Raw genomic sequence first — 23060 nt, forward strand, 5'->3', positions numbered from 1 at the left:
ACCCGCCATGGTCGAGTACGTCTCCACCACGAACGGCCTAGACCTGGCTCCCGTTCACCCCGGAGCAGTGGCTCTCATATGACCCGACAAAATCAGTAGACCGCGTTCCGCTGCGAGTCCAGGCCCCAGGTGGAACAGAACTGCGCCCCGCCGAGCTTGAGCCTCGGCGGGGCGCAGTGGTGTTCGGCGAGACGGGAGAGTCCAGATGTTGCGCTGCAGGCACTGCTGCGGAGGCTGTCCCCGCGGCGTGTGCGCCGGCAGCTGATCCTGCGGCAGATATGACTCCTGCGCAGGCCAGGAACCGGCCTGCGGCCCGCAAGCACCCGGGTGGACAGGAGGGCGGAACGGGCCCTGTGGGGCCGCGACGGCGACTGTCGTCTTCGTGCATGACTGCGCCCCGCCGCCCTTGGGAAGCGACAGGGCGCAGCGATGCACGGCAGTCCGATACCACCGCCAGGGCCTGGACACCCAACTGCCGGGTACCCAGGTGCCACCCCTCGTGGCGGGGAACGCTACGCCTGCGGAATGCGGTCGTCCAGATGCTGCGCGGCGGAGATTCGGGCCGCGAACTCCGCAGGTTGCAGCTGGCAGTCCCGCCACACCGCGAACCAGCGCCGCCACTCCCGCAACTGCGCCCCACGGTCGAACCACGCCCCGCCCTCCATCGGCGGCCCGCACTCCTCCACCACCACCCCCGGCTCGGCATTACACGCCGGCCGTTCCCGCCAGATTGCCGCATGCTCCGTCTTCATCGACCGCGGGAACCCGTACGGCAGCCACTCGACATCGATCCGTGCGACCGCAGGCCACCAGCCGAACCACGTCGCGTGCTCCCGGAACCGGCGCTTCGGGTCGAGGCTGGTGCCGATGTACAGCAGCCAGCCGTCCTGGTCGTAGCAGCGGTACAAGGCCGTCGGGCCGGCGGCGCGCGTTTCACGACGGAGTTCGAGCTGCACGTTCCAGCAGGGGCGGCAGCGGCCGCCGGGCCAGCGGCCGGGGGAGTGCCGGCCGCAGTCACGGCACGCACCAGAACTGCCGCTCCCGACATCTACAGGGATCATCTGCGCACTATCCCACCCGTGCCTGACACACCCCGGCCGGGATGCGATCACCGGGCGGCACCGATGGACTGAGAAGACGACCAGCAGGGGGTACACCTGGAGCGCGCCGTGCCAACAGTGATCGCCAAGAAAGTCCTCACGTTCTCCCTGGTCAGCGTGCCCGTCAGCATCGTCACAGCCACCACAGAGCACAAGGTCCCGCTCCATCTGGTCCACGCCCAAGACGGCGCCCGCATCCGCTACCGCAAGGTCTGCGAACACGAAGGCATCGAGGTCCCCGAGCACGAGATCGAACACGGCTACGAGCTGCCCGACGGCCGCACACTCGTCCTCACCCGCGAAGACCTCGACTCCCTCCCCATGCCCGACACCAACGAAATCCGCATCCTCGGCTTCCTCCCCGCCGAACGCGTCGACCCCATGCACTACAACCGCGCCTACTACCTCACCACCTCCACACCAGGCGCAGCACGGCCCTACGCCCTACTCCGCGAAGCCCTCACCCAAAGCAACCAGGTCGCCATCGCCCGCACCGCCATCCGCACCCGCGACAACCTCGTTGCGATCGGCACCCGCGGCGACGTCCTCACGATGGTGACCCTCCTGTGGCCCGACGAAGTGAAGAGCCCCGCCGGACTCGCCCCGAAGACCGCCGAGCTGCGCCCGGAAGAGATTGCGCTGGCCAGGCAGCTCATGGACACCTACAGCGAGGGATTCGAACCCGACGCCGAGGAGGACGAGTACACGCTCGCCCTGACCCAGGTCGTGGAGGCGAAGGCCGCCGGGCTGCCGGCCCCGCACGCTCCGGACGCCAAGGTGTTGGAGCAGGCCCAGGTGCTCGACCTGACTGCACTGCTGCAGGAGGCGCTGGATCGGGCTGCACAGGAGCATCCGAAGACCCCGGCGGCCCGCCCTGCGAAGAAGACCACGGCAGCGAAAAGGACCACTGGCGGAACCAGCCGCCGGCGTCCGGGCGGGGGAGATCCGGGCAAGAGCCGACTCGCGTCTTGACAGGCGTCCGGCACCGTCCCACCTGTTCAGTCCGCTGGCGGCACCTGGTGCCATCCGTAGACTGCTGCGCCGTCGCGGAGCCATGCCGCGGTGAACTCCCTGAACAGGTCCATCGGCCGCTGGCCGTCCGGCAGCCCGAGAACAGCGAGGAGTCGGCCACCGGCCGTGGCCCCGGCGTCGCAGCGGCGGCACAGGTGCAGGTCGAAGCCGTCGCCGAGCGTGATGTGTGCAGTGAGGACAACGGTCCGGCTACACCGCGGGCAAGGGTCTGTGCCGACTCTGACGGTCACGGTGGGATTCGGGGCGGGATCGGGCATGAGGGCTCCTCCCTGAGAGGTGGCCAGGATCTGCCCGCGATCATGCGGAGTCAATGGTTCCGGCAGTCCCCCGCCGCATCAAAGAGACACATTCCGATGGGCTAGCAAACATCGCGGCTGCGGCAGCTCCAGCCTGAGGCTGTGGCTATGTACAACGCCAAAGTCATCCGGGCCTTCATCGGATCCCCCAGCGATGTTGAAGAACGAGAGCTCGTGAGAGATGTGCTGGCCCAGTGGTCCGCCAGGAGATCGTCCGAGACGACAAGCGTCGTGTTCGTGCCAGTGCGGTGGGAAACCAACGTGTTCCCCGACCTGCGCAAGCCAGGCCAAAAGATGATCGACGAGAAGCTCGTGCGCGCCTCGGACATCTGCATCGCCCTGTTCTGGATGAAGATCGGCGGCTCTGTCGACGGAGACTCCGGGACAGTCCACGAGCTGGAACAGTTCCGGACGGCTGGCAAGCGGGTGCTCACGTACTTCTGCCAGCGAAGGGTCAGCCGGCGGGATGCGAGCAAGTTCGCACAGGATCTTGGCGCCGTGGACCAGCTGCGGGATCGGCTGGAGAAGATCGGTCTTGTGGGTGAGTACGGAAGCCGGGGTGAGCTGCGAGGCCAGCTGCTCGATGCGCTCGATGACGTCGCGCGCGAGAGTCTCGCATAGCTGGCATTAAATCGAACCTGTATTCGATAGGATTGGGGATGTGGCCCCCCGCTCCACCCCACCTGGTGCGACCCCGCCCACTGCGACGTCCCCAACCAGCAAGCCAACCTCGCGGCCCGCGGCGAACAGGGCTGGGTCTACGCCGGCCTCTCCCAGTCCGCGAAGCCCCGTGCCGGCGTCTTCCTCAAGTGGGTCATCGACGGGGAACCCGTCGGACACCTCCCCATCGCCCAGGCCGAACCCCTCGCCTGGCTCATCGCCGACGCCCTCGCCAACCTCCGCGGCGACGACCAGCCCATCGAACACACGAAAGCGCCCGACCAATCGGCCGGGCGCAGCGGGCAGGACACTGGTCAGCTGGGGGTCGGCACCTCGAACGCGTGACACGGGCTGGAGAACCGCATCACCTGGCCGTTCGAGAAGTCCAGCTGGAACAGATCGGTCCGGCCACACGTCGGGCACTTGCTCCTGCCTTCCAGCGGCTTGCCGTCGGCATCGAAGAAGTTGCGGAGGTGCGCGGCGCTGACCGGGACGTACTCGGGATTGCTCATGGATCCTTTGTAGCGGCCCCGAAAATCGCCAGCCAGAGCCCGAACGGGTCACCGAAAATGGCCCGGCCAGCTGGAACGATTCGTGCGCTCACGCAAGAGCGCCGGGGCCGTCACGGTGCGGAGCGGCCGGTCAGCAGGTGGCGCTTCCCGGCCGGCAGTCGGCGAGGTCGCGGATGACGTCAACCACCGATGGACGTTCGGCGGAGGCCGGCAGGCTGTCTGCGATGAACTGTTGGCGGTCTTCGTCGCTGGCGTCGAGCCACCAGTCGACGAACGCCTCAATGTCGCCGGTCACGGCCGGGCTTCGAGGGCCGCGCGGATCCGGTCCGCGGCGTCCTGGTAGCCGTCGGCCAGGCCGCCGTAGGCCTCGGCGGTGTCCAGCTCGTCGGCGAGCGCCCGGACGGCGTCGATGCGGGCCTCGGCCTGCTCGGCGCGGGCAGTGAGCGCGGCCACGCGTTCCTGGTGGCGTTCGTCGCAGCAGATGAGCGGCGCGGTGGCGGCTGCACGGTCCAGCTCGGCAGCATGCCTGCTCAGCGCCTCGTCCACGATGGCTCGTGCTCCGTGGCCGCTCTGCATCCCCCACTGGGCAAGGAGGTTCAGCAGCATCGACCGGGCGTCCTGGTCGAGGTGGCCGCGGTGGGGCGGCGTGATCTCGGCGTCAGCCTGCTCGGCCCGCGCTTTGTGGTCGCGCTCGATCGGGTCGGGGCGGCCGGTACGGGCGCTCGCCAGGACCTGGCGCCACCTGTCGACCTCGGCTGCCGGGATCATCATCGACTGGAGTCCGGCATACCCGGGGTGGACCTTGTGGATGAACGTGCCCAGGACGTCATCGAGGGTGGTGGCGAGTGCGTTAGCGCGGGCTTCGGCGACGCGGGTTCGTTCGATGAGATCACCGCGTTGGCGCCGGTGCTTGCCGAGTTCGTCCTCGGCGGCCCGGACATCGCGCTCGGCTCGGACGGCCCGGGTGAGTGCCTCGTCGCGCATGCGGGTGAGCTGCTGCTGGTAGGTCTCCTGCTCGGGGATCATGCGGCTCTCCTGTTCTGGCGGTACTGCTGGGTGTGGGCGGCGTTTGCGCGGCGGCTGGCGGCACACGCCGTCTCCTTGCGGCGCAGGTGCTGGCGGTAGGCGCCGCGGTCGCCTGCGCATCCGGTCGGACAGGCGGCGGGGACGTCGTCCGGTGGGCGGCGGGTGAGGAGTCGGCGGCCTTTCCAGACGGCCTGGGCCATGGACGCGGCGCCGAGCTTGATGAGCACGTGGCGGGCGTGGTGGTTGGCGCCGCCCTCGCTGATGCCCATGGCCCGTGCGGCACTGTCGCGTGTGTGGCCGTCGGCCATGAGTCGTAGGTACTGCAGTTCACGGTCGGTGAGTGCGGCGCCGGTGGTGGGCTGCCACGTGGTCACGGCTGCGGCTCCTCGGGTGTGGCTGCGGCGATTGCGGCCCAGGTCTGGGCTATCGCCAGCAGGATGTGGACATCGTCGGATCGTTTGTCTGCAAGCGAGATGAGACGCGAGACCTCGGGGGTGGAGTAGCCGCCGGGTTCGGCCATGAGGCGCCGGGCATCCTCGTGGGCCTGGGTGGAGTCCTCCAGGGCCTTTTCGGCGCCGTGGGCCCACTCGGCTGCCCGGGCAAGGGCTTCGGCGCGGGTCACGGCTGCGGCTCCTCGCCGTCGGCGGGCATGGTGTCGCGGACGGCGTAGAACTCGGTGGTGTTGCCGTAGCGGGCCCAGAGGATGGCGGGCCGGTTGCCGGTGGCGGGGGTGATGCCGATGTCGTCGGGCAGGTCGGGCATAGGGGTCCTCCGGTCGGTGTGGATGCGGTAGGCCCACCAGGCTGCGAGGGGGCTGCAGGCGAGCAGGGCGGCGAGGTCGGGGTTCATGTGCGTCTCCGGGGGTGGAGTGCGAGGAGGGCTGCCGCGAGGCCGGCGCCGTAGAGGGCGCCGGCCTGGACCAGCCAGGGGGACCCGGTCACGCGGTGGGCTCGGCCTGGAGGCGGGCGATGCGCGCAAGCGCCTGATCCGGAGAATCCGTTCACCGCCAGGTATGGGGCGGTTGCCTCGGCGATCGCCAGGGCGTTGCCGAGGGTCAGCGGTCCGGCCTCCCAGCGGGTGTGGTGCCAGATGGAGTTGTCGTCGAGGTACTGGTGTCCGTCGGTCACGGACCAGTAGCCATCGCGTCCGAGTTCGACGTGCAGGGCCCAGAGGTGGGCGTCCGGCGCCGAGTCCGGGGGCATGCAGTTGACGGTGTAGCGGGTGGCCTGGACGTGGGGTTCGAGGGTCACTGCTGGCCTTCCTGGGCGTCGCGGATGAGCCGGTAGCCGGTGCCGGTGCGGAGCCGGGCGAGCCGGATGCGGGTCTGTCGGCCGGGCCGCAGCACGACGGCGTTCTGCGGGGTGATGGTGACGGGGACAACGGTGGCGTGGGTGTCGTCGACCGACTCGATGCGGAACTTGCTGCCGCTGTCGTACCTGTTGGCCCAGACCTGGCCGGGGCGGACAGTGTGGTCGGTCACTGCTGGCCGCCGTCCTGGCCGAGCACCGCGCGGGCCACCGCGAGGGCGTACGGATTGTGCTCGCCGTGGGCGTCGCCTTCTGCAGCGTCGTCGAGCCAGTCGGCGACGGCGAGGCTGGTGGCGGGCCCGACGAGCGCCAGGTAGGCGTTCACGCGCTCCAGGCGCTCGGCGTAGGTCTCGATCAGCACAGTGGGCTTGTCCGGGTCGTCGAGGACGACGGCGGTCTTGGTGCCGAGGGTGTTGCCGAGCATCCAGGTGGTGCGGCCGTTGTGGACGGCCTCGTTGGCGGCTTCGCGGAGCCGGTTGGCTGCGGCGGCGAGCAGGTCGGCGGGGCGGTCGGTCACGGTTCAGGCCTCCTGACTGCCGCGCTGGACGGGTTCGGCGTCGTGGTCGTCGGCAGGGTGGTTCTGGTGGGCCCACCAGCCGCCAGTCGGGCAGTCAACGTAGCCGACCGGCCCGGCGCACACGGCGCAGGTGACCTGCAGGGTGCGGATGTGGTCGCGGAGGCGGGCGATCTCGGCGAGCATGGCGGGCACGTCGTCGGCGATGGGGTGGGCAGGGCAGGCGCTCGGCAGGGTGAGATTGGCCAGGTTGTTGTCGTACCTGGTCTGGATGGCGTTGGTGTCGAGCAGCGGGCGTTGATTGGTCGGCTTGCCCGCGACGCCGGTGGCGGTGCGCGTCACCCACTCACGGACGTCGGCGAGCGCGTCGTGCCTGAGCTCGCGCATGTAGGCGGCGAGGTCGGCGGGGGCGATGGTGCCGCCGTCTTCGACGGCCTCCTGCACGTAGCCGGTCAGTTCGGCCCAGGCCTCGCTGTACGTGGGCTGTGGCACGGTGCGTTCCAGGCCGAGGGCGAGTGCTGCTGCGGCCCAGGCGCGCTGGATGCGGTCGCCGAGCTGGTCCCAGGTGGGCATGGGGCGGCCGTCGTGGGTGAGACCGCCGGTGGCGGCGCCGTACGCCTCGTAGGCGATCTGGGCGGGGGTCTGATGGGGCACGGGGGCTCCTCGGTTAGGAGGTGGGGGTGGTCAGTACGGCCAGTAGTCGCGGCGGTAGCCGTCGGGCCAGCTGGCCTCAGGCCCGGCGAACGCCGAGACGGGGCAGTCGTCGTCATGCTCGGCCGGCAGCTCGGGGCTGACTGTGGCGCACCGGCCGGAGCACAGACTGGCGACGAGGTCTGGGTCAAGGGTCACGGGTGCTCCTCGGGTCGGGTTGGGGCCTGCCCGCCGGGTGACGGCAGGCCCGGGCGGGCTAGTCCTCGTCGGCGATGGCAGCGGCGCAGCGGCCGCCCTCGTTGGCGTCCACGAAGTCGAGGTCGCAGCCGGTGCCGCAGTCGGGGCAGCCCCAGCCGTTGCAGTCCTCGGCGGTGCAGCCCGAGTCATAGGCGTCCTGGCCGCAGTCAGGGCAGCCGCGTTCGTCGGGGCTTGTGTGGGGCCGGTTGGGGTCGAGCCATTCGATCTCGGTGATGGTTCCGGCGGTGAGAGTGATCGGCTTGATCGGGATGCTGGTCACGGTGTCCTCCTGGGCGGGTGGTTGGGGCCGCCCGCGGGCGGCGTCGGGCGTCAGGGGGTCAGCTGGCGGGTGGTGCCGGTGCGGCGGTAGCGGGCGTCGGCGATGGCGTTGGCGCGCCGGCAGGGCGGGCAGTCCTCACCGGCCGCGAGGTGCCGGTGGTAGGCGGCGCGGGACGGGCAGGGGATCAGATCGCGGGGCTCGTAGCCGCCAGCAGGGCGGAGCCACGTGCGGACGGTGTCCTTGTGGACGCGGAGTCGGGCTCCGATCGCGGCGTACGTGAGGCCGTGCTCGCGCATCAGGGCGGCGGCGTGGCGCTTCTCGGCGGGGGTGAGGTCGCCTCCGCGACGCCGGCCGGTGACGACGCGGTCGATGGCAACGTGGTTGAGGTTGTCAGTGTCGGTGTCGGTGGGCTGCATGGCGCTCACTCGCCTTCGGGGTCGACCAGGAGCAGACCGAGGGCCTCGCGGTGTTCGTCGTCGAGGAGGAGGGCGACGGGCCGGCCGTCGTCGGTGAGGCAGCAGACGATGGTGTGGCCGTCGGGGTTGTGCAGGTTGGGGTGGATGACGGTGCGGTTCCAGCGGATGATGAGCGGGTCCATGGCGGTTCCTCAGCTGGTCGTGGCGCGGGCGGCGGCCCGCTGCTGGCGCTCATAGCGCAGGACGAGCAGTTCCTCGCAGAGCTGGTCGAACCGGCCCCGGGCGCGGTTCAAGGCCTCGCGGGCGTCCTGGATGTCGGCGCGGAGGCGGCGCTCACGCTCATCGAGGTCGGTGTCGTCGGGCGGGGTGTCGGTCACCGGTCGCCGCCGTCCAGAACGGCGCGGGCGGCGGTGTCGATGACGGCGTTGATGGCGTGCTCGGTGTCGTCGATCGGCTCGCGAATCAGCAGGGCGCGGACTCGCTCAGCTGCGGCGGTGAGGATGGCGCGGGTTTCGGCGGCGGTGGCCATGTGGGTCTCCGTGGTGGGTGTGGTGGGCGGCCGGTAGGTGCCGGCCGCCCGGTGGCGGGTCAGGCGACGACCCAGTACTTGGAACCGGTGCCGCCGAGGAACCAGGGGCGGTCGCTGTCGGGGCTGGTGACGCGCCAGCCGCCGCTGGTGCCAGCGATGGTGACGGTGATCAGGTCACCGGCGGGGCCCTTGTTGCCGCCGCGGGTCCAGAGGGTGATGACGTCGCCGACCTTGGCGCCCTTGAGGGTGCGGTACTCGGGGGCGGCCGGGGCGGGCTCGCAGTCGTCGGCGAGCCACTGGAGGCCGCCTTCGACCTCGACGCGCTGGGGCTCGTTGCCGATGCGGTCGGCCATCTTCACCACGGTCTGGACGGTGCCGTTGCCAACCACGATGTGCTGGCCGGGCTGGAACTTGGCCGGCGTGGTGTGCTCGGCGATCTCCTCCGGGGTCGCGCGGCGGATGCGGACGTCCCGGCCGTCGCGGTACTTGATGATCGCGCCGCTACGGGGGCCGTACGACATCTCGCGAATCGTGCGCCGCACCGCCGGATCCATCTGTCCGGCGTTGATCTCGTCGAGGGCGGCGCGGGTGGTGATGAGGGTGGTGGTGAGGGTGGTGGTGCCGTTCTCGGTGCGGATGTGGGTGAGTTCCATCGGTTTCTCCAGTTCACGGGTGGTTGACCACCTTTAGATAAGCACACCCTGGACAGGTGGTCAACCACCCTGCGATGATCTGGTCATGGCCAACATGCACAAGCACCCCGTCCGCGGACTCCGTGGCATCCCCGGCGACCTCTGGGACGACTTCGAACAGTCCGCAAAGGCCGTCGGCTCCGACCGCTCCGCCCTGCTCCGCCAGTTCATGGAGTGGCACACCGGCCGGCCCGACGCCGGACTCCCGAAGCGCCCTGAGCCGCCGAAGGCCTGAGTCGCACCGCCCCGTAGCCGCCGGTCGACGCCGCGCGGCGTTTCGTGCTGCCCTGACGCGGTGTCGGTCGGCTGCTGCATCGGTGGCTCCTGTGGTCGGCGGGGCGGCCCGTGGACGCCTGTTCGGGGCGCCGGGTGGGCTGGTGGTCCGGTGCGGGGCTGCGGGGCCGTCAGGCGGCTGTCTGCGGGCCGTGCGCGGCCGTCAGAGCTTGGCGAGGATGATCCGGCCGAGCTGGGTGAGGAAGCGCAGGCGGTCCGCGTCCGGCATGTCCTCGGCAAAGGCGAAGTGCAGCCGGACGAACGGAGCGTCGTCGGCGTCGAGGGTGAGGGCACCGTCGTAGGGGGTGAGGCTGGCGTCGGCCATGTCGGCGGCCCAGCCGGTGAGGGCGGGTCCATCGGGCTGCTGCTCGGCGGCGTGGTCGAGGGCGTTCTGCCAGGGGCAGTTGTCGGAGGAGTGCTCGCCGATGATCTCGACCGGGGCGATGGCGGCAGCGAGAGCGTCGGCCATGTCGTGGTACGTGTCGCGCTCCGTGATGGTCTGCGTGTGCAGTCGCTCCTCGGCGGCGTAGTCCTTGGCGAGCCGCTGGTTCTCGGCCTCCAGCTCCCGGACCCGGGCGAGCAGCGCGTCGTTCTGCCGGGTGAGGCCGTCGACGACGGTGATGGTGTCGGTGTCGCCGCGCTGGCCGGCGAAGTTGAGGACGGACTCGGTGGCTTGCCAGTCCAGGCCGTCGGGTGTGGGCACGTCGGTGGGCTGCCATTCGCCGTCGCGGTACGCCTCGGTGACGCCGATGGTGCGCCGGTAGCGGATCGTGGTGTTGGCGGCGTCACGGCCCTGGTGCCAGTTGTCGCGGTGGCCGCGGGGCAACTCGCACCCGAGGAGGAGGAACCAGTGGGTTGAGATGCACCGGGTCGGGTCGCTGCGGTCGGCGGGCTCGGTCATGGCTCAGGCCTCCTGCTCAGAGGTGTGGTTGGTGATCGTCGGGTAGAGGTCCGGGAAGGTGATGCAGGCGTCCATGACGGTGATCAGGGCCTGCCGGTCGCCGGGGTACTCCATGTCGTGGTGCCGCATGCCCTGCACCCAGCCCATGACGGCCGCCTCCTTGACCAGCAGGCGTTCGCGTTCGGTGAGGCCCGTGAGGAGGTCGGCGACGGCGTCGAGGCGGGCGGTCTCCCGCTGGGCGAAGTAGGCGACCAGGGCATCGGGGAGGTCGGCCTGGGGCACGGTCATGGCTCAGCCCTCCTGGGTGGCGTGGTAGGCGGCGATCCAGTCGGGATGGAGGGGGCCGTCGAGGTACGGGCCGACGTTGCCGACGATCCCGGCCGGGTCCTGGCTGGCGTCGATGTCCTGGAGAGCCTGCTCAATGAGCCACAAGCGGACACGAGCGGCCTCAGTGGCGGCGAGCAGGTCGGTAGCGGCGTCACGGACTCGGGCCGGGGCGAACCAGACCAGGGCATCCGGGTCGATCAGGTCGGCGAGCCGGTTGATCAGCGGGCGGACGGCGTCGAGGTGGTCCGGGAGCCGGTCCGCGACCTCGCGCTGCTGAGTGGCGGCTTCTCGCAGGATGTGGGCCTTGATGTCGGGCCAGTAGTGGGCGAGGAACACGGCGAGCTGGTTCTGGCTGAGCGCGATGCCGGACGGGTCGCTGTAGACGAGCTTGGTGATCTCGGTCGGGATGTCGTCGGGGCTCATCGGGTGGTCTCCTCGGCGGTCAGGCGCGGTATCGGGTGTACGGAACGGCGTGCTCGACGCTGGCTGCGCATTCGTCCATGACCCACTCCCAGTCGGGGTCCTCGCCCGTCCCCGGTGCCGGCTTGCGAAATCGGCCCCATCCGGTGGCGATCTGGACGATGGCGTCGCTGGCGCAGGCGGACCGGCAGTCCGCGAGGTTGGCCAGTCCCCACTCGATTCGGGCATGGCGGTTGAACGCGGCCAGCACGCGACGCGGGTCGTGGTGGCCGAACGCCAGCAGGTCGCCGTCCTCACCGATCGCGGTGACGTCGATGCCGTAGTGCGTGGCTTCGGGCACAGGTGTCACGTGGGTGCTCATCGGCTGGGCGCCTGCGTGAGTCGCTGGGTGAGGTCGGCGGCCTGGCCGGGGGTGATCGGGTAGGTGACGGTGTGGCCGGTGGCGAGGTCCCGGATGGTGATCTCGTGGCTGAGGGTTCCGTGGCTTCCGGCGGCGAGGGCCGCGGCCCGCTCCCAGGCGGACAGTGCGGCGGTCAGGGTGCTCATCGGGTGGTCTCCTCGGTGATGGGCTCGGGCATGGGGATGACGTCGACCTCGAAGCGGTGGCCGTCCGGGCACTCGACGTACATGCGGGGCCCGGTCGTGCCGTACAGGGTGTTGACCTCGAAGTCGTCGCCGAGGTCGAGCGGGCAGTTGGGGTGCGGGCAGGCGATCACGGGCGCTCCTCGGAGGCCTTGGTGGTCTGGACGGTCCAGGTGCCGTCGGCGTGGCGGCGGATGGTGTCGCCGAAGCGGGCCACGGTGCGGGGCTGCCGGCGGTGGGCGAGGACGGTGAGGCCGTCGACCCGCGTGCTGACCCCGACGGCTCCGGCCGGGAGCGGAGCCCAGTGGGGCTTCGACGGGCCGACGATCTCCAGCAGTTCGCCGAGCGTCTTCGGCGTGACGGCCCACTCGGTGCGGTCGGTGTCGACGCACACGAGGCACGGCGTGTGGCCGGCGGTGTCGTGGGTCTGGAGGACTGTGCCGCCACCGTGGTTGAGGCGGGCACTGTCGAGGGCCTGGCAGGAGGCGTCGGCGTGGTAGCGGCTGCTGCCGCTGATGACGAAGGCGGTGGTCACGGTGGTCTCCTCAGACGGCGGGTTGGTGGAGACGGCTGGTCAGTACCAGTGGCCGAGGTGGTTGCGGCGGCGGACGTACATCTCGGCGTACGGTTCGGCCGCACCTTCGGGCATCGGGTAGCGGATGACAGCCCCGAACGGGTTTGTGGCCGGCTTCTTGGCCGGAGTGGGCGCGGTGGTGGGTGCGGGGCCGAGAGCATCGACCGCGTCGAGGCCGAACTGAACGGTGTGAGTGGCTCGCATCGGGTGGTCTCCTCAGGCGGCGGGTTGGGTGGTGAACTTGGCCTCGACGTGCGCGGTCAACGCGTCCACGTCGATCCCGATCGCAACCGCGTCGACGTACGCGGCCTCATGCGCGCCACCCATCTCCAGCTCCTCGCTGATGTCGCTCAGCAACACCGCGAGCTCGGCCGCCGGGATCACGTCGGCGAGAGCACCCAGAAGGCGGTGCGCCCACCAGGCGTTCACGGACGCGTCGGCGTGGGCGCCGGTCGTCCCGCGCGGACCGCGGGCGATGCCCACGGCATGAGCGATGGTCTGACGAAGGAAGATCTCGTGGCGGGTGCGGGTGGCGTCAGTGACTGACTGGGTGTTCATCAGATCTCCTCAGGGGTGAATGGCGCGGGGGGAGCCAGCTGGCGAGGGCTTCAAGCCGTGCGGCGAACAGCAGCCCGGCGCCGACGATCCGCCCGGTACGCCTCTGCGCAGGCCCCGCAGGCTCCCTCACCGCGATAGCGGTGAGCGTCGGCGCCGCCAGGCGTTCCATGCTTGATGGGGCGCAGCCGGGTGTGCGGTCGGGTCCGCAGCTGCCTGCCGTACTCGCGGTTCGCGGTCGTGCACGCCTCGCACGGCTTCTCGCCGTGGTCGAGGTGCCGGTGATAGGCGGCCACTGTTCCGCAGGGCTTCAACTCGCGGGGGAGCCGCAGGCCGCATGCGGCGAGGAGGAGTTCGATCTCGGCGTCGGACGGGTTCGAGTTCACGAGATGCCCTTCATGGGGCAGCGGCGCGACCAGTCGGCCAAGCGGATGACGGCCCGCTTGCCGAGCAGGTTGCTCTCGCAGTCGATGACGATCGTCTTGGCGGTCACCTTGGTGACAGTGCCGGTGCGCCATACCTCGCCGAGGCCGCCGTATCCGTTGTCGTTGGTCCAGAACTGGATGGTGTCTCCGGGCTGGAAGTCCTTGAAGGCGGCGGGCTCCCACTTCTCGGCGGTCATCTGTGCGCCTTCCGTGCAGTTGGCGTGCGGGTGGGCGGGCTGGTTGGCGGCGAAGTTGGTTCAGCCGACCTCCGGGACGAGGTGGGCGGTCTTCGGGTAGCAGGCGATGACCCGGTCGAGGATCGGCAGCTGCTCCGGCAGGTAGCCCGGGGTCACCTTCAGCCAGGAACGGTGCGCCTTGCGGGGCTTGATGCGGGTCAGCAGGCCGGGGCGGGTGATGCCGGCGTTGGCGAACGCCTTCTTGATGCGGCCGCCGAGGACGGACTTGGTGGAGCGGATGAGCTTCTCGTCGGCGCCGAGGCTGGTCAGGTAGTTGCTGATGGTGGTGAGCCGCGGGTCGTTGAGGTCGAGGTAGTGGACCGTGCGGGCGGCCTGGATGGTGCGGCGGATGGCGGTGATCGTGCGGCGCATGTTGCGCTCCAGCTCAGCTGCTTGGTCCGGCCCGGCGCCGTTCCTTGTGCTCCAAATGTACAACACGGCGAGTTGTACAACAAGACGCTAAGGGCGACGACTTCGTAGCCTCTCCTGGATCGCTTCCATTCGGGACCGCTCCTCGCCTGAGATCTGCTGCCAGCAGCGGTCCTGGTAGGCCCTGGCCAGCGGCTCGCGCTCAGCGCGGCGTGGCCCCCAGTTCTTTGTTCCATCGAACTTCGACATCAGGGAGTTGCAGCCATCGCAGAGCAGGCCGCGGACGATCCACATCCGCCGCGCCTGAAAGTGATCGATGACCAGCCGGCGACCACCCGTCTCTGCCTCGGGGGTGTGGCAGATCTCGCAGCGATCACCGGCACGTCTCCGCATGTCGTCGTACTCATCGCATGTCAGGCCGTGCAAGTCGAAGTGATGGCAGGGCAGTCCACTCTTGGAGTGGCGATTCTGGGTCAGTCGATGCGGCATGGGCCGCTCTATGTAGCGCACCGTCTTATTGTACAACCCGCCCTTTTGTGCAAGCAGTGATTTGGGTATCATCGACGCATGGATCACAACACCGACGACATCCCGATCTCTGAAGCCCGTGCCAACATCACCGATGTCATCGCCTCGGTGCGCCTGCTGCGCCGCTGCGTCTTCCTCACCCGCCGGGATAAGCCACAGGCCGCCGTCGTACCCGTCGAACTGGGCGAACTCATTCGCAAGGTCGGCGGCGTCGACGCGGCCGCCGCGATCCTCACCGGGCACGTCCCGCGGGACTGAGCAACCCCGCCCCGCCAGCCGCCGGCCTATGCCGTGCGGCCATTTGTGCTGCCCGTGCCCGGTCACCGCTCCGCCTCGAAACGCCGCACCGGAATCCCCGCAGCCTCCGCCCGCCGCACGCAGTCCTCGGTCCCGCGACTGTTCGGCAGCAGGAAGGCGAGCACGTACCGCGCCCCAGCCGCCACCATCTGCGCGTTCCGAATAGGCCCCGCAGCCCGCCCGTGCCGATCCCAGTCAGCCGGCTGCGCCCACTCAGCCGCGAACCAGTCCGCCCCGGTAGGGCAAGCCCCATGCACCAGCACAATGGGCCGCCACAGCCCGAACGCCACGCCCAGCGCGTGCTCCACCGCGGCCCGATCCGACCAAGCCCGCGAACCCGTCACCAGAATCCGAGAGACCTCGATCACGGCCGGGCCCCCTCGGCTCCGCACGCCTGGCACGTGAAGCCGGGCGGGGGCGTGCCTTCGCACATCGAGCACGCCTCCGGCGGTTCCAACAGCTGCGCGGGACCGATCCCGAGGGCTTCCGCAATCGAGACCAGGTCGTCCACGTCGATGCGTCGTTGGCCGCGCTCCAGCTTCGACAGCGTTGTCGGCCACATCGGCCGGCCGGCCGCAGATAGGCGTTCGGCGAGGGCCTCCTGGTTCAGGCCGCGCTTGCGACGGAGCTGGCGGATCTTGGCCGCGACCGCCTTAGTGGTAGGTCCGAGGGGAATCGGCTTCACGACAGCACCCCCGCATCCACGAGGCGCGCCACATGCAGCGTTCGCGGCATCGCCAGGCCCACCACCGGCCGACACCACGTGCCCGCCGCCGCGCCGCACCGCCGACACTCCACACCCATCGCCGGGTGATGCACCGTCAGCAGATCCCTCGCGTGGTCGTCCCGCGCCCGCTCCGCGGCATCGGCCGCCCGGCGCAGCTGCGCCCCCGCGTCCGTCAGGCAGGCCTCCAGGTGCTCGATGCCACGGCGCAGCTCCGCCGCTTCGACCGGCGTCAGACGGCGGCGCTCGGCGGCGTCGACAAGCTGCGCCACGCGACCCGCGGTCGGCGGGGGAGCGCTCGTGCGGACGGGTTCTTCAAGGAGCACGGTGGCTCTGTTCGCCATGATGGCCTCAAATCGGGGAGAGAAGGGGGCGTGTGTGGCCTGCTGGGGTTGGGTTGGGGTGATCGGGCGGGGCGGCTTTCGGGGGAGCCTGAAGGGCCGCCCGGGGGCTTCGATGTCGGAGTTGGCCCCGAAAGAGCCCTTACCGGCGCCACGTCATGACGCTCAGCCAGGAAGCCCGACAGTCACGACGTTCCGTAGGACTCCTCATCCGCGTACGCGTCCGACAGGTACTCCGTCCGCCAGCTGCGCCCGCACCGACCGCACAGCCACTCGGTGCAGATGTGCGAGCCGTCGTCGACGCGATGGACAATCCGCGCCGCGGACAGGCAGGAAGGGCAGTGCTCGGTAAGCGTCATGAGAGCGCTCCGGTGGGGGAGTGGCCGGTGAACGGGTCTGCGTCGATGGGCTTGTACGAGCGCCACGGCCACGAGCCGTCGGCGCCCTGGCACACGAAGGCCGGCCACTGCCGTTCCTCGCGCGCCCCGCGCCACAGGACGACCCGCCGGGCCCGGTCCTCCTGGGCGGAGCGGGCGTCCTCGACCGGGCGCAGTCCCATGCCGTACTCGGGCCAGCGCAGCCACAGGCCGGAGCCGACCGGGGCCAGGGGCCGGGGGCCTTGCCCGTTGCCCTTGGCCGCGTGAGCCTCCAGGACCATCGCCGAGTCGGCGACGAGCCGGGCCTGGTCGAGGGCGACGGTGACGGCGCGGGCGTGCCGTTCGTCGTTGGGGTCGCCTTCGTGCAACCTGTAGATCGGCCCGACGACGAGCAGGTCGGGCTGGACGGCTTCGACGCGCCGCATCAGCCACGCGCGGCCGGCGGCCCTCGTCAGGTCGACGCCTTCGGGGCGCAGGTCGAAATGGAATTGTCCGCGGCGCACCGCCATGCCGTGCTGTTCCGCGATGTCGAAGAGCCGGCTGTAGTGCCGGCGGGACTGGCGGACGTTGTTCTCGCAGTCCAGCACCAGGACCTTCTTCGCCCCGTGCTCGGACGGCCGGCCGTCGAACGGCAGGATCCCGGCGGCGATACACACGGCGATCTGCCGCAGCAGCACCGACTTGCCGCCGCCTTCGCCCGCAGTCCAGATGCACCTTTCGCCGCGCTCCATGTAGCCGGGGCTGACCCAGTCGTAGCCGGGGTCCGGGCCGTCGAGGAAGTCGAGCATGTCGACGACGGGGGAGTCCTCGGCGGCGCGGCCGGCGTCCCGGACCGTGCGGGTGAGGCCGACGGCGGTCTCGGCAAGGTCTCCGGCGTCGGCATCGGTGTCGGGGATCCAGCCGAGCTGGGCGATGCGCTGACCGGTTTCGATGAGGGCGCGCCGTTGGGCGAGGTCGCGGATGCGCCAGGCGAGCCATTCGGCGTCGCCTCCGTAGTACGCGGCCTGAACGCAGGTGGCGAGGTAGGAGCCCCCACCGACCCGGCTGAGAGCCTTACGGCCCTGGAGTTCAGCGGTGACCGTGTACAGGTCGATCGGTTCTCCGCGCTCGCCGACGGCGTTGATGGCACTGTGGATTGCCGCGTGGGCGGGGCGGTAGAAGTCGCTGCCGGCGACGGGGTGGTCGCGGAGCAGGAGGCGGCCGTTCGCGGCGGTTATGACGCGGCCGAGGTAGGCCTGTTCAGCTTCGAGGTCGTTGGGTCGGGGCCGCTCCAGGTCTGCGAGATCGTCGACCTCGACAGGCATGGTGGCCGTCATCAGAAGACCCCTTGGTCTGCGTAGGTCTGGTAGCTGGTGGGTTGCTTGCGCTGCTGCTGGGCTTGGGCGCGAAGCTTGAGCTGGGGGTACTTCTGGCGCAGTTTCGGCATCGAGAGGATGACGCTTCGCCAGAACTCGTCGGCCTGGCACCAGCGAATGGCCCCCAGGACGTCCGGGAGGGTGACGTGGTCGGCGTCGATCATGAGCCGGGCTGCGTCTCGCCACCGCTTGGTGATGTTCGGGCGTTTGGTGCCGTTCTCGGCGATCAGGTCCGCGAGGAGCGCGCAAGCCTCTTCCACGTCCGGCCGCTCTTGGCGGGCGGACCGGATGTCGACGACATCCGCGACGAGAAGAGAAGGGGAATGGGGTAGGGGAAAACGCCCGCGCGCGCGCGTTGAGCCTGCATCCACCCCTTCGGGAAGGGGTTCCGCAACCCCTTCCCCAACCCCTTCCGGAAGGACTGCCGCAGGAGGCTTCGGGTCCGGCTCCCTGAACGCCACCCGCAGCGCCGCGATGTGCCGAGACACCTCCTGCAGCGGCGACAGACCCTTCCGGCCGGGCTCATCGCTCAGCTCGTCCAGTGGGATCCGCTCCACCTCCGCAAGAAGGGCGGCCCGCAACGGCCTAGACGTGATCTCCAGCGCCCCCGACACCATTGCGCCCATCACCTGCGGCTGCTTCCACACGCCGTCGTTGCGCACGAACGAGCGAACGAGAAGCTCCTCGGTGTCCTCGTCGACCACAACGAACCGGCGTGCCGACAACACCGCGAGCTGCTCCCGCAGGACCGCCGGGCTCAGACCGTGCGCCCGTGAGCTCCAGCGCTTCAGCGTCAGCGGCAGCAGGCCCGCGTGGTTGAGGTTCGGCTGGCTGATGAGAAACAGGTAGAGCCGCTGAACGTCCCCGGGCAGAACGGTGAAGTCGGGGTCGTCCCAGATGCGGGTGAGAACCCGTCCGTGACCGCGTGCCATGCTGACGTGCTCCCTTAACAGTGCTGGATGATGTGCTGGTCAGATGCCGTGACGGCTCAGAAGGGAGGCTCCTGTTGCGGCGCGCCCCAGCCGGACTGCGACGGCCCCTTTGACTGGGACCACGGGTCCGCGCTCTGGGCCCCCTGCTGCGGCCCGCCCTGTGTGCGGTTGGCCCTGGTGACCTTCACTGTTGCGTTCCTCAGCGACGGGCCGACCTCGTCGACCTCGACCTCGAAGACGGTCCGCTTCTGCCCGTCCTTCTCGTACGAGCGCTGCCCGAGTCGGCCTTGCACGATGACGCGCATGCCGCGCTGCAGGGACTCGGCCACGTTTTCCGCCGGCTGCCGCCAGACGTTGCACGTGAGGAAGAGGCTCTCGCCGTCCTTCCACTCGTTCGTCTGACGGTCGAAGGTGCGGGGGGTGGACGCGATGCGGAACTTGGCGATGGCAACGCCGGACGGGGTGAAGCGCAGCTCCGGATCGTCGACCAGGTTGCCGACGAGTGTGATGTTGGTTTCTCCGGCCATGGCTGTCCTTTGGGTGTGGGGTGGGGCGGCGGCCTTCGCCCGTGAAGGTGCGTGAGGCCGCCGTAGGGCGGGCCTGGCCTGGCCCAGCTGGGGCGCAGCTGGTTCAGGTCAGGACCGTGGTCATGCCGCTTCAGCGAGGCGGGTCCGCTCACTGAGGGCGGCCCGTTCGCCAGGGGTGAGCGCGCCCCGGATGCCGGAGCGCTCCTTCGCGCTCTTTCGGCCCTCTTTTGCGAGGGCGTCGGCAAGGCACTGGGCGGTGACGGGGCAGCGCCGCTGGCAGACCCAACGAGCTACTTCCACCTGGTCGCGGTCCTTGACAAACGACTTGGGGTAGAACAGGTCGGGGTTGACCTTGCGGGTGACGCAGGCGCCCTCGGACTCCCAGCTCATCGCTGCTCCCCGAGCTTCCACACGCGGATGACTGCGCCGGGCTGGTCGAGGGCGTCGATGCCTTCGCCGGGGTGCATCTTGCGGGCGGCGACCTCGACGATGCGGGAGTCGTCGGCGATTGCACCGGCGGTGGTGAGCGCGTCGAAGGTGGAGCGGAGCAGCTTGTCGATGTCGCCGCTGTCCCGCGTGGTCGGCCACGTGATGCGGGTCTTCGGGGCGGAGGCCGGCTTGCGGACGGTGAGAGCGACCTCGACCGACAGCGGGCCATCGAGGATGAGACGGTTCTCCATCGCCTCAAGTGCTGCTTCGTGAACGGCCTTCCGCCAGGGCTTGGTGCGGGGGTTGTCGTCGATGATGGCGCCGGTGCGGCTCTTCTTCTTGCTGCCCTGGGGGGCGGGCCGGTGGCCCAGCACGGTGATGGTGAGGTCAGGGGGCGCGGAGAGAAGGGTGTCAGTCACGGGTGCTCCATGCGGTGAGGGCGTAGGCGATGAGGGCGAGGGCGGTGCCGGCCAGGAGGGCCAGTGCGAGCGCGTATCGGGTGAGCACGGGTCGTTTCTGGTCGAGGTGGTGGTAGGCCTGGACGGTGCTGACGCCGGTGTGGGTGCACCAGAGGAGGGCCAGGCAGAAGGCGGTGGTCACGCGGCGATCGGAGCGGCCGGTGCTGCGGTGGCGGCCGATGCGCGGTAGTGGTTCTCGGTGGCGTCCTGGAGTGCGTGGAGCCGGTCTTCGAGGGCGATTTGCCGTTCGGCGAAGTCGCGGCGCTGGTCGCGCAGTTTGCGGCGCAAGTCCTGGATTTCGGCCCGGTACCGGGCACAGGCTCGGAGGGCGCGGCCGAGGCGTTCGGCGTGGTTGACCGCGGTCTCGGCCCAGTCGTCCGCCCGGAAGATCAGCGTGGCGTTTTCGATCTTCGCGGCCGTGAGCTTCTTCTCGGCGGCGATGATGTCGTCGGCGAACCGCTCCGACCTGCGGAAGCTCACCGCCTCCTCGTTGCAGCTGATGCGGAGCGCCTTGTTGAGCTCGGCCACCCGACTCTCCAGCCAGGCGATTCGCTCGGCTTGCTCGGCTATGCGGCGTCTACCGAACATCGTGCCCTCCGGTCTGGGTGGTGGAGCTGGTGGCGACATCGGCCGGGATCAACCCGAGGCCGACGACGATTCCGACGGCGTGCGCGGCGTTGCGGGCCCCAAGCCGCTCGAAGAGGTCCCGGTTGATCAAGCGGGCCGCGTACACGGTGATGCCCATCTCTCGGGCGATCTGCGGGAAGTCGTGACCCTGGGCGATGTGCGCCATCAGGTCGGCCTCGACGCTGGTGAGCTCGGTGACCTTAGTGGTTACGGTCACGACATCACCGCCACGGGCAGGGGGAGGAGCGGCCACGACCCGTCGATGACCTTGTCCGGCGCCCCGCCCTGCTCCGGCGAAGCCTTCGTCCGGAACCACTCCTGAAGGCCGGCCTGCTGCTCAGCCCGCCAGCCTTGCTGAGCCCCGTGGAGGCCGGCCGGGCCCAGGGCGTTCAGCCAGGTGTACTTCTGGAACTGGGCCTCGGCGATGAAGAGGGCGGCGAGCGCGTCGGCCTCGGCGGTGTGCCAGTCGGTGATGCGCACGCCGTAGACCTCGGCCGTCGGCTTCAGCTTCCGCATGCCGCTGCCGCGGCGGTACCGGTCGACGTGCTTGTCGATGACGTGCGGGTCGATCAGCGCAGGATGCGTCGCGGTGACGCGCTCACTCATCGGGGCGAGACCGTGGCGGATCAGCTCGGCGTGGAGCACGCTCCAGTCGAACGACAGGTTGAACGCGACGATGGGCACGCTGGCGTTCAGGGACCGGGCGAGGAGGTCGGCGATCTCCTCCAGCGCAGCTTTCGGATCCTGCCCCTCGGCCTCGACCTGCTCGGTGCTGATGCCGTGGACGGCAGTGGCCTCGGCGGGGATCGGCACGCCGGGGTTGATGAGCCAGGCGCGGGTCTCGCTCGCCTGGTTGTGTCCGCCCCGGAGGACGAGTGCGGCGGTGACGATGCGCGCGTCCTCGGGGATCGGGCCGGTGGTCTCGGTGTCGAATCCGCCGCGGCGGACCTTGAGGAAGTACATGGAATCCTCCGCTGGAAAGTAGGGGATGCTGGGGAGACGGGACCGCGCCTGTTACGAGCGGGCGCGGTCCCGCCAGCCGGTTAGAACGGGGGGTCTTCGGGCTCAACAACGGGCGCCAGCGGGGGCACGACGACCGTGTTGAGCGGTCCGTACTCGCGGATGAGTTCGGACAGGACCATCGCGTCGCCGTTCGGCTCATCGCGACGCATGATGGGGCCTCCCACGTCGGACCAGTCGTTGACGTGTTCCCACCGCTTACCGTTCCGGTCGATCCACTGCTTCGTCAGGTCGTATCGCTGTCCGAAGATGTCGCACAGGTACGGACCGTGACCCGTCTTCTCGGAGCGTTCGTCGACCAGCCGGTCGATCTCGATGCCGGCGCCATCGAGGTCGCGCATGAATTCCTTGGAGGCCTGGCGCAGTTCGGGCTGCCAATGGGTTGCCAGCCTCACTGCGTGCTCGACAACGACCCTGAGCAACCTGTGCAGCTGCTCCTGCGCGTCGACCTGCTGCTGTGGCAGGTGCGCCAGCGTGGCGTGCGCCTGGGCCATTGAGGCGAGGATCGCAGCGGTCTGCGGGTCGGCGAACCGGGCACCCGACTGGTCGCTGGCCCGGTACGACGCCTGCGACAGCAGCCGGGAAGCCTCCTTGGCGTGATCGATGGTCATGACGCACCGCCTGTCAGGTGCGCGTGGAAGGCCCGGAGGGTTTCGAGGGGTGCCAGGGCGGCCGGGACTCCCATGGAGCCATTGAGGAACTCACGCTCCGTCTGCTCCGGCGACCAGCCGTGCTTGTCGTCGGCAGCGTCGAGGATGTCGTCCCACAGCTTCGCGGCCTCGTCATACACCTCGCCGTCAACCGGGTCGGTGTCGCCGGTTGCCTCGGCGTCAGTGCCATCCGCGGGCGCGATCTCCTGCGGGGCCGGCCCGCGACGCGACAGGATCTCCGCTGCCGTCACCGGCGCGCCTGCCTGCACCGCCGTGATCTGCAGCTGCGAGTCCCGCAGCTCTTCCACGGTGTAAGGAACGCCGTGAAGGGCGTCGGATGCGACCAGCCGACAGATTTCGCCCGTCGCACGGGCAACCAGCATGTTCGTCGGCTGCGATTTGTAGTTCGAGTTCTTCGCCACGAACCCGGCCAGCTGAGCCCGGGCAATCGTCCACACGACCTCCTGCCACGCCTCCGAACCGTTTCGGCGACCGCGCATCCGGCACACCGTGTCGGACGACTCGATCAGCTCGATCTCGTGGCCACGGGACTGCACGAGTGCCCGCATGGCGTGGGCCCGAAGGCCCGGTGTCCCATGGATGACATCCATGGACTTCAGCGCGGCCATGGGCGGCAGGCCGAGCTCGTTGCCTGCCAGTAGGCAGGCGGTGATGTCGCCGACCTTGCCGCGCATCGTCGAGGGGATGAACGACGTCGTCGACAGGCGGTCGGCGAGCTGGTAGGCGAGGTCTGCCTCGTGGGCCCAGTCGGCGATGGACTTCCCGGGGACCGCGGCGGCCGTCGGCTGGACGGCGACGGCAGCGGGCCGGGGTTCGGGGATGGCGAGGTCAGTCATGGAACGAGTCCTCTGAGGGTCTTG

The 23060-nt window shown here is 69.9% G+C and carries 49 protein-coding genes; 4 read left to right on the forward strand and 45 right to left on the reverse strand.

Annotated elements, in window-relative coordinates; translation table 11 throughout:
* Window positions 1-512: 512 nt before the first annotated feature.
* Complete coding sequence (locus tag ACZ51D_RS38765) at window positions 513-956, reverse strand: GIY-YIG nuclease family protein (RefSeq protein WP_465664941.1); 444 nt, start codon at window positions 954-956, stop codon at window positions 513-515.
* A gap of 213 nt (window positions 957-1169) precedes the next feature.
* Between ACZ51D_RS38765 and ku the strand changes: the two genes are divergently transcribed.
* Window positions 1170-2072 (forward strand): non-homologous end joining protein Ku, encoded by a 903-nt coding sequence (gene ku, locus ACZ51D_RS38770; protein ID WP_465664943.1) that lies wholly within the window; start codon window positions 1170-1172, stop codon window positions 2070-2072.
* Between the two features lie 26 nt (window positions 2073-2098).
* Here the strand turns inward: ku and ACZ51D_RS38775 are convergent, their stop codons facing one another.
* Window positions 2099-2389: a hypothetical protein gene (locus ACZ51D_RS38775; RefSeq protein WP_465664945.1), complete on the reverse strand. Its 291-nt coding sequence runs from the start codon at window positions 2387-2389 to the stop codon at window positions 2099-2101.
* A 147-nt stretch (window positions 2390-2536) separates the two neighbouring features.
* Between ACZ51D_RS38775 and ACZ51D_RS38780 the strand changes: the two genes are divergently transcribed.
* On the forward strand, window positions 2537-3049 hold the full coding sequence (locus tag ACZ51D_RS38780; RefSeq protein ID WP_465664947.1) for a hypothetical protein: 513 nt from the start codon (window positions 2537-2539) through the stop codon (window positions 3047-3049).
* A 353-nt stretch (window positions 3050-3402) separates the two neighbouring features.
* Here the strand turns inward: ACZ51D_RS38780 and ACZ51D_RS38785 are convergent, their stop codons facing one another.
* The 17 genes from ACZ51D_RS38785 to ACZ51D_RS38865 all read right to left on the reverse strand — a co-directional run bounded on the left by ACZ51D_RS38785 (window position 3403) and on the right by ACZ51D_RS38865 (window position 9213).
* Window positions 3403-3600, reverse strand: a complete 198-nt coding sequence (locus tag ACZ51D_RS38785) for a hypothetical protein (RefSeq protein ID WP_465664949.1) — start codon at window positions 3598-3600, stop codon at window positions 3403-3405.
* 130 nt (window positions 3601-3730) lie between these two features.
* A complete protein-coding gene (locus tag ACZ51D_RS38790; RefSeq protein ID WP_465664951.1) occupies window positions 3731-3895 on the reverse strand; it encodes a hypothetical protein in 165 nt (54 codons plus the stop codon).
* Window positions 3892-4626 carry a hypothetical protein gene (locus tag ACZ51D_RS38795; protein ID WP_465664953.1) on the reverse strand — a complete coding sequence of 245 codons (735 nt, stop codon included), beginning with the start codon at window positions 4624-4626 and terminating at the stop codon, window positions 3892-3894. The genes ACZ51D_RS38790 and ACZ51D_RS38795 overlap by 4 nt, the downstream gene beginning before the upstream one ends.
* Window positions 4623-5000, reverse strand: a complete 378-nt coding sequence (locus ACZ51D_RS38800) for a response regulator transcription factor (protein WP_465664955.1) — start codon at window positions 4998-5000, stop codon at window positions 4623-4625. Before ACZ51D_RS38800 ends, ACZ51D_RS38795 begins: the two co-directional genes overlap by 4 nt.
* Window positions 4997-5248 carry a hypothetical protein gene (locus ACZ51D_RS38805; protein WP_465664957.1) on the reverse strand — a complete coding sequence of 84 codons (252 nt, stop codon included), beginning with the start codon at window positions 5246-5248 and terminating at the stop codon, window positions 4997-4999. The genes ACZ51D_RS38800 and ACZ51D_RS38805 overlap by 4 nt, the downstream gene beginning before the upstream one ends.
* Window positions 5245-5475 (reverse strand): hypothetical protein, encoded by a 231-nt coding sequence (locus ACZ51D_RS38810; RefSeq protein ID WP_465664959.1) that lies wholly within the window; start codon window positions 5473-5475, stop codon window positions 5245-5247. The genes ACZ51D_RS38805 and ACZ51D_RS38810 overlap by 4 nt, the downstream gene beginning before the upstream one ends.
* Window positions 5472-5876 (reverse strand): hypothetical protein, encoded by a 405-nt coding sequence (locus ACZ51D_RS38815; RefSeq protein WP_465664961.1) that lies wholly within the window; start codon window positions 5874-5876, stop codon window positions 5472-5474. The genes ACZ51D_RS38810 and ACZ51D_RS38815 overlap by 4 nt, the downstream gene beginning before the upstream one ends.
* Window positions 5873-6106: a hypothetical protein gene (locus ACZ51D_RS38820; RefSeq protein WP_465664963.1), complete on the reverse strand. Its 234-nt coding sequence runs from the start codon at window positions 6104-6106 to the stop codon at window positions 5873-5875. The genes ACZ51D_RS38815 and ACZ51D_RS38820 overlap by 4 nt, the downstream gene beginning before the upstream one ends.
* On the reverse strand, window positions 6103-6450 hold the full coding sequence (locus ACZ51D_RS38825) for a hypothetical protein (protein WP_465664965.1): 348 nt from the start codon (window positions 6448-6450) through the stop codon (window positions 6103-6105). The genes ACZ51D_RS38820 and ACZ51D_RS38825 overlap by 4 nt, the downstream gene beginning before the upstream one ends.
* Window positions 6451-6453: 3 nt before the next feature.
* Window positions 6454-7101: a hypothetical protein gene (locus tag ACZ51D_RS38830; RefSeq protein ID WP_465664967.1), complete on the reverse strand. Its 648-nt coding sequence runs from the start codon at window positions 7099-7101 to the stop codon at window positions 6454-6456.
* Window positions 7102-7131: 30 nt separating this feature from the next.
* On the reverse strand, window positions 7132-7296 hold the full coding sequence (locus tag ACZ51D_RS38835) for a hypothetical protein (RefSeq protein ID WP_465664969.1): 165 nt from the start codon (window positions 7294-7296) through the stop codon (window positions 7132-7134).
* Window positions 7297-7354: 58 nt separating this feature from the next.
* On the reverse strand, window positions 7355-7615 hold the full coding sequence (locus ACZ51D_RS38840; RefSeq protein WP_465664970.1) for a hypothetical protein: 261 nt from the start codon (window positions 7613-7615) through the stop codon (window positions 7355-7357).
* 50 nt (window positions 7616-7665) lie between these two features.
* Window positions 7666-8031, reverse strand: a complete 366-nt coding sequence (locus ACZ51D_RS38845) for a helix-turn-helix domain-containing protein (RefSeq protein ID WP_465664972.1) — start codon at window positions 8029-8031, stop codon at window positions 7666-7668.
* A gap of 5 nt (window positions 8032-8036) precedes the next feature.
* Window positions 8037-8213, reverse strand: a complete 177-nt coding sequence (locus ACZ51D_RS38850) for a hypothetical protein (RefSeq protein WP_465664974.1) — start codon at window positions 8211-8213, stop codon at window positions 8037-8039.
* A gap of 9 nt (window positions 8214-8222) precedes the next feature.
* The gene (locus tag ACZ51D_RS38855; RefSeq protein WP_465664976.1) at window positions 8223-8408 is read right to left on the reverse strand and encodes a hypothetical protein; all 186 of its coding nucleotides are present in this window, start codon (window positions 8406-8408) and stop codon (window positions 8223-8225) included.
* Window positions 8405-8560, reverse strand: coding sequence for a hypothetical protein (locus tag ACZ51D_RS38860; RefSeq protein ID WP_465664978.1), 156 nt, complete (start codon window positions 8558-8560; stop codon window positions 8405-8407). The genes ACZ51D_RS38855 and ACZ51D_RS38860 overlap by 4 nt, the downstream gene beginning before the upstream one ends.
* Window positions 8561-8619: 59 nt before the next feature.
* Window positions 8620-9213, reverse strand: coding sequence for a hypothetical protein (locus ACZ51D_RS38865; protein ID WP_465664980.1), 594 nt, complete (start codon window positions 9211-9213; stop codon window positions 8620-8622).
* A gap of 85 nt (window positions 9214-9298) precedes the next feature.
* On the opposite strand from ACZ51D_RS38865, the gene ACZ51D_RS38870 reads away from it, so the two are divergent.
* A complete protein-coding gene (locus tag ACZ51D_RS38870) occupies window positions 9299-9487 on the forward strand; it encodes a hypothetical protein (protein ID WP_465664982.1) in 189 nt (62 codons plus the stop codon).
* A gap of 201 nt (window positions 9488-9688) precedes the next feature.
* Here the strand turns inward: ACZ51D_RS38870 and ACZ51D_RS38875 are convergent, their stop codons facing one another.
* The 12 genes from ACZ51D_RS38875 to ACZ51D_RS38930 form a co-directional block, all read right to left on the reverse strand.
* The gene (locus tag ACZ51D_RS38875) at window positions 9689-10426 is read right to left on the reverse strand and encodes a hypothetical protein (RefSeq protein ID WP_465664984.1); all 738 of its coding nucleotides are present in this window, start codon (window positions 10424-10426) and stop codon (window positions 9689-9691) included.
* Window positions 10427-10429: 3 nt separating this feature from the next.
* Window positions 10430-10714 carry a hypothetical protein gene (locus tag ACZ51D_RS38880; protein ID WP_465664986.1) on the reverse strand — a complete coding sequence of 95 codons (285 nt, stop codon included), beginning with the start codon at window positions 10712-10714 and terminating at the stop codon, window positions 10430-10432.
* Window positions 10715-10717: 3 nt separating this feature from the next.
* On the reverse strand, window positions 10718-11176 hold the full coding sequence (locus ACZ51D_RS38885) for a hypothetical protein (RefSeq protein ID WP_465664988.1): 459 nt from the start codon (window positions 11174-11176) through the stop codon (window positions 10718-10720).
* Window positions 11177-11195: 19 nt separating this feature from the next.
* Complete coding sequence (locus ACZ51D_RS38890) at window positions 11196-11534, reverse strand: hypothetical protein (RefSeq protein WP_465664990.1); 339 nt, start codon at window positions 11532-11534, stop codon at window positions 11196-11198.
* The gene (locus ACZ51D_RS38895) at window positions 11531-11719 is read right to left on the reverse strand and encodes a hypothetical protein (RefSeq protein ID WP_465664992.1); all 189 of its coding nucleotides are present in this window, start codon (window positions 11717-11719) and stop codon (window positions 11531-11533) included. Before ACZ51D_RS38895 ends, ACZ51D_RS38890 begins: the two co-directional genes overlap by 4 nt.
* On the reverse strand, window positions 11716-11889 hold the full coding sequence (locus tag ACZ51D_RS38900; RefSeq protein ID WP_465664994.1) for a hypothetical protein: 174 nt from the start codon (window positions 11887-11889) through the stop codon (window positions 11716-11718). The genes ACZ51D_RS38895 and ACZ51D_RS38900 overlap by 4 nt, the downstream gene beginning before the upstream one ends.
* Entirely contained in the window at window positions 11886-12290 is a 405-nt protein-coding gene (locus tag ACZ51D_RS38905; protein WP_465664996.1) for a hypothetical protein, read from the reverse strand. The genes ACZ51D_RS38900 and ACZ51D_RS38905 overlap by 4 nt, the downstream gene beginning before the upstream one ends.
* Before the next feature lie 39 nt (window positions 12291-12329).
* Complete coding sequence (locus ACZ51D_RS38910) at window positions 12330-12533, reverse strand: hypothetical protein (protein WP_465664998.1); 204 nt, start codon at window positions 12531-12533, stop codon at window positions 12330-12332.
* Between the two features lie 12 nt (window positions 12534-12545).
* Window positions 12546-12887 (reverse strand): hypothetical protein, encoded by a 342-nt coding sequence (locus ACZ51D_RS38915; RefSeq protein WP_465665000.1) that lies wholly within the window; start codon window positions 12885-12887, stop codon window positions 12546-12548.
* A 379-nt stretch (window positions 12888-13266) separates the two neighbouring features.
* On the reverse strand, window positions 13267-13506 hold the full coding sequence (locus ACZ51D_RS38920) for a hypothetical protein (protein WP_465665002.1): 240 nt from the start codon (window positions 13504-13506) through the stop codon (window positions 13267-13269).
* A gap of 60 nt (window positions 13507-13566) precedes the next feature.
* Window positions 13567-13917 carry a hypothetical protein gene (locus ACZ51D_RS38925; RefSeq protein WP_465665004.1) on the reverse strand — a complete coding sequence of 117 codons (351 nt, stop codon included), beginning with the start codon at window positions 13915-13917 and terminating at the stop codon, window positions 13567-13569.
* An 87-nt stretch (window positions 13918-14004) separates the two neighbouring features.
* Window positions 14005-14424, reverse strand: a complete 420-nt coding sequence (locus ACZ51D_RS38930) for an endonuclease domain-containing protein (protein ID WP_465665006.1) — start codon at window positions 14422-14424, stop codon at window positions 14005-14007.
* A 57-nt stretch (window positions 14425-14481) separates the two neighbouring features.
* Here ACZ51D_RS38930 and ACZ51D_RS38935 point away from each other — a divergent pair, with 57 nt between their 5' ends.
* A complete protein-coding gene (locus tag ACZ51D_RS38935; protein ID WP_465665008.1) occupies window positions 14482-14700 on the forward strand; it encodes a prevent-host-death family protein in 219 nt (72 codons plus the stop codon).
* Between the two features lie 62 nt (window positions 14701-14762).
* Here ACZ51D_RS38935 and ACZ51D_RS38940 read toward each other — a convergent pair whose 3' ends face one another.
* The 14 genes from ACZ51D_RS38940 to ACZ51D_RS39005 form a co-directional block, all read right to left on the reverse strand.
* A complete protein-coding gene (locus ACZ51D_RS38940) occupies window positions 14763-15107 on the reverse strand; it encodes an SLOG family protein (protein ID WP_465665009.1) in 345 nt (114 codons plus the stop codon).
* Window positions 15104-15424: a helix-turn-helix domain-containing protein gene (locus ACZ51D_RS38945; RefSeq protein ID WP_465665011.1), complete on the reverse strand. Its 321-nt coding sequence runs from the start codon at window positions 15422-15424 to the stop codon at window positions 15104-15106. The genes ACZ51D_RS38940 and ACZ51D_RS38945 overlap by 4 nt, the downstream gene beginning before the upstream one ends.
* Entirely contained in the window at window positions 15421-15735 is a 315-nt protein-coding gene (locus ACZ51D_RS38950; protein WP_465665013.1) for a hypothetical protein, read from the reverse strand. The genes ACZ51D_RS38945 and ACZ51D_RS38950 overlap by 4 nt, the downstream gene beginning before the upstream one ends.
* 424 nt (window positions 15736-16159) lie before the next feature.
* Window positions 16160-17497, reverse strand: coding sequence for an AAA family ATPase (locus ACZ51D_RS38955; RefSeq protein WP_465665015.1), 1338 nt, complete (start codon window positions 17495-17497; stop codon window positions 16160-16162).
* Window positions 17497-18468, reverse strand: coding sequence for a hypothetical protein (locus ACZ51D_RS38960; RefSeq protein WP_465665017.1), 972 nt, complete (start codon window positions 18466-18468; stop codon window positions 17497-17499). The genes ACZ51D_RS38955 and ACZ51D_RS38960 overlap by 1 nt, the downstream gene beginning before the upstream one ends.
* Before the next feature lie 56 nt (window positions 18469-18524).
* On the reverse strand, window positions 18525-18995 hold the full coding sequence (locus tag ACZ51D_RS38965) for a single-stranded DNA-binding protein (protein ID WP_465665019.1): 471 nt from the start codon (window positions 18993-18995) through the stop codon (window positions 18525-18527).
* 120 nt (window positions 18996-19115) lie between these two features.
* Window positions 19116-19385 (reverse strand): WhiB family transcriptional regulator, encoded by a 270-nt coding sequence (locus ACZ51D_RS38970; RefSeq protein ID WP_465665021.1) that lies wholly within the window; start codon window positions 19383-19385, stop codon window positions 19116-19118.
* Window positions 19382-19843, reverse strand: a complete 462-nt coding sequence (locus ACZ51D_RS38975; RefSeq protein WP_465665023.1) for a RusA family crossover junction endodeoxyribonuclease — start codon at window positions 19841-19843, stop codon at window positions 19382-19384. The genes ACZ51D_RS38970 and ACZ51D_RS38975 overlap by 4 nt, the downstream gene beginning before the upstream one ends.
* Complete coding sequence (locus tag ACZ51D_RS38980; protein WP_465665024.1) at window positions 19836-20024, reverse strand: hypothetical protein; 189 nt, start codon at window positions 20022-20024, stop codon at window positions 19836-19838. Before ACZ51D_RS38980 ends, ACZ51D_RS38975 begins: the two co-directional genes overlap by 8 nt.
* Window positions 20021-20470 carry a hypothetical protein gene (locus tag ACZ51D_RS38985; protein WP_465665025.1) on the reverse strand — a complete coding sequence of 150 codons (450 nt, stop codon included), beginning with the start codon at window positions 20468-20470 and terminating at the stop codon, window positions 20021-20023. The genes ACZ51D_RS38980 and ACZ51D_RS38985 overlap by 4 nt, the downstream gene beginning before the upstream one ends.
* Window positions 20460-20726 (reverse strand): helix-turn-helix transcriptional regulator, encoded by a 267-nt coding sequence (locus ACZ51D_RS38990; protein ID WP_465665027.1) that lies wholly within the window; start codon window positions 20724-20726, stop codon window positions 20460-20462. The genes ACZ51D_RS38985 and ACZ51D_RS38990 overlap by 11 nt, the downstream gene beginning before the upstream one ends.
* Window positions 20723-21472, reverse strand: a complete 750-nt coding sequence (locus ACZ51D_RS38995; RefSeq protein ID WP_465665029.1) for an exonuclease domain-containing protein — start codon at window positions 21470-21472, stop codon at window positions 20723-20725. The genes ACZ51D_RS38990 and ACZ51D_RS38995 overlap by 4 nt, the downstream gene beginning before the upstream one ends.
* Before the next feature lie 80 nt (window positions 21473-21552).
* Window positions 21553-22140, reverse strand: a complete 588-nt coding sequence (locus ACZ51D_RS39000) for a phiSA1p31-related protein (protein ID WP_465665031.1) — start codon at window positions 22138-22140, stop codon at window positions 21553-21555.
* The gene (locus ACZ51D_RS39005) at window positions 22137-23036 is read right to left on the reverse strand and encodes a hypothetical protein (protein ID WP_465665033.1); all 900 of its coding nucleotides are present in this window, start codon (window positions 23034-23036) and stop codon (window positions 22137-22139) included. The genes ACZ51D_RS39000 and ACZ51D_RS39005 overlap by 4 nt, the downstream gene beginning before the upstream one ends.
* Between the last annotated feature and the right edge of the window lie 24 nt (window positions 23037-23060).

Source organism: Kitasatospora sp. NPDC033851, from assembly GCF_055576085.1.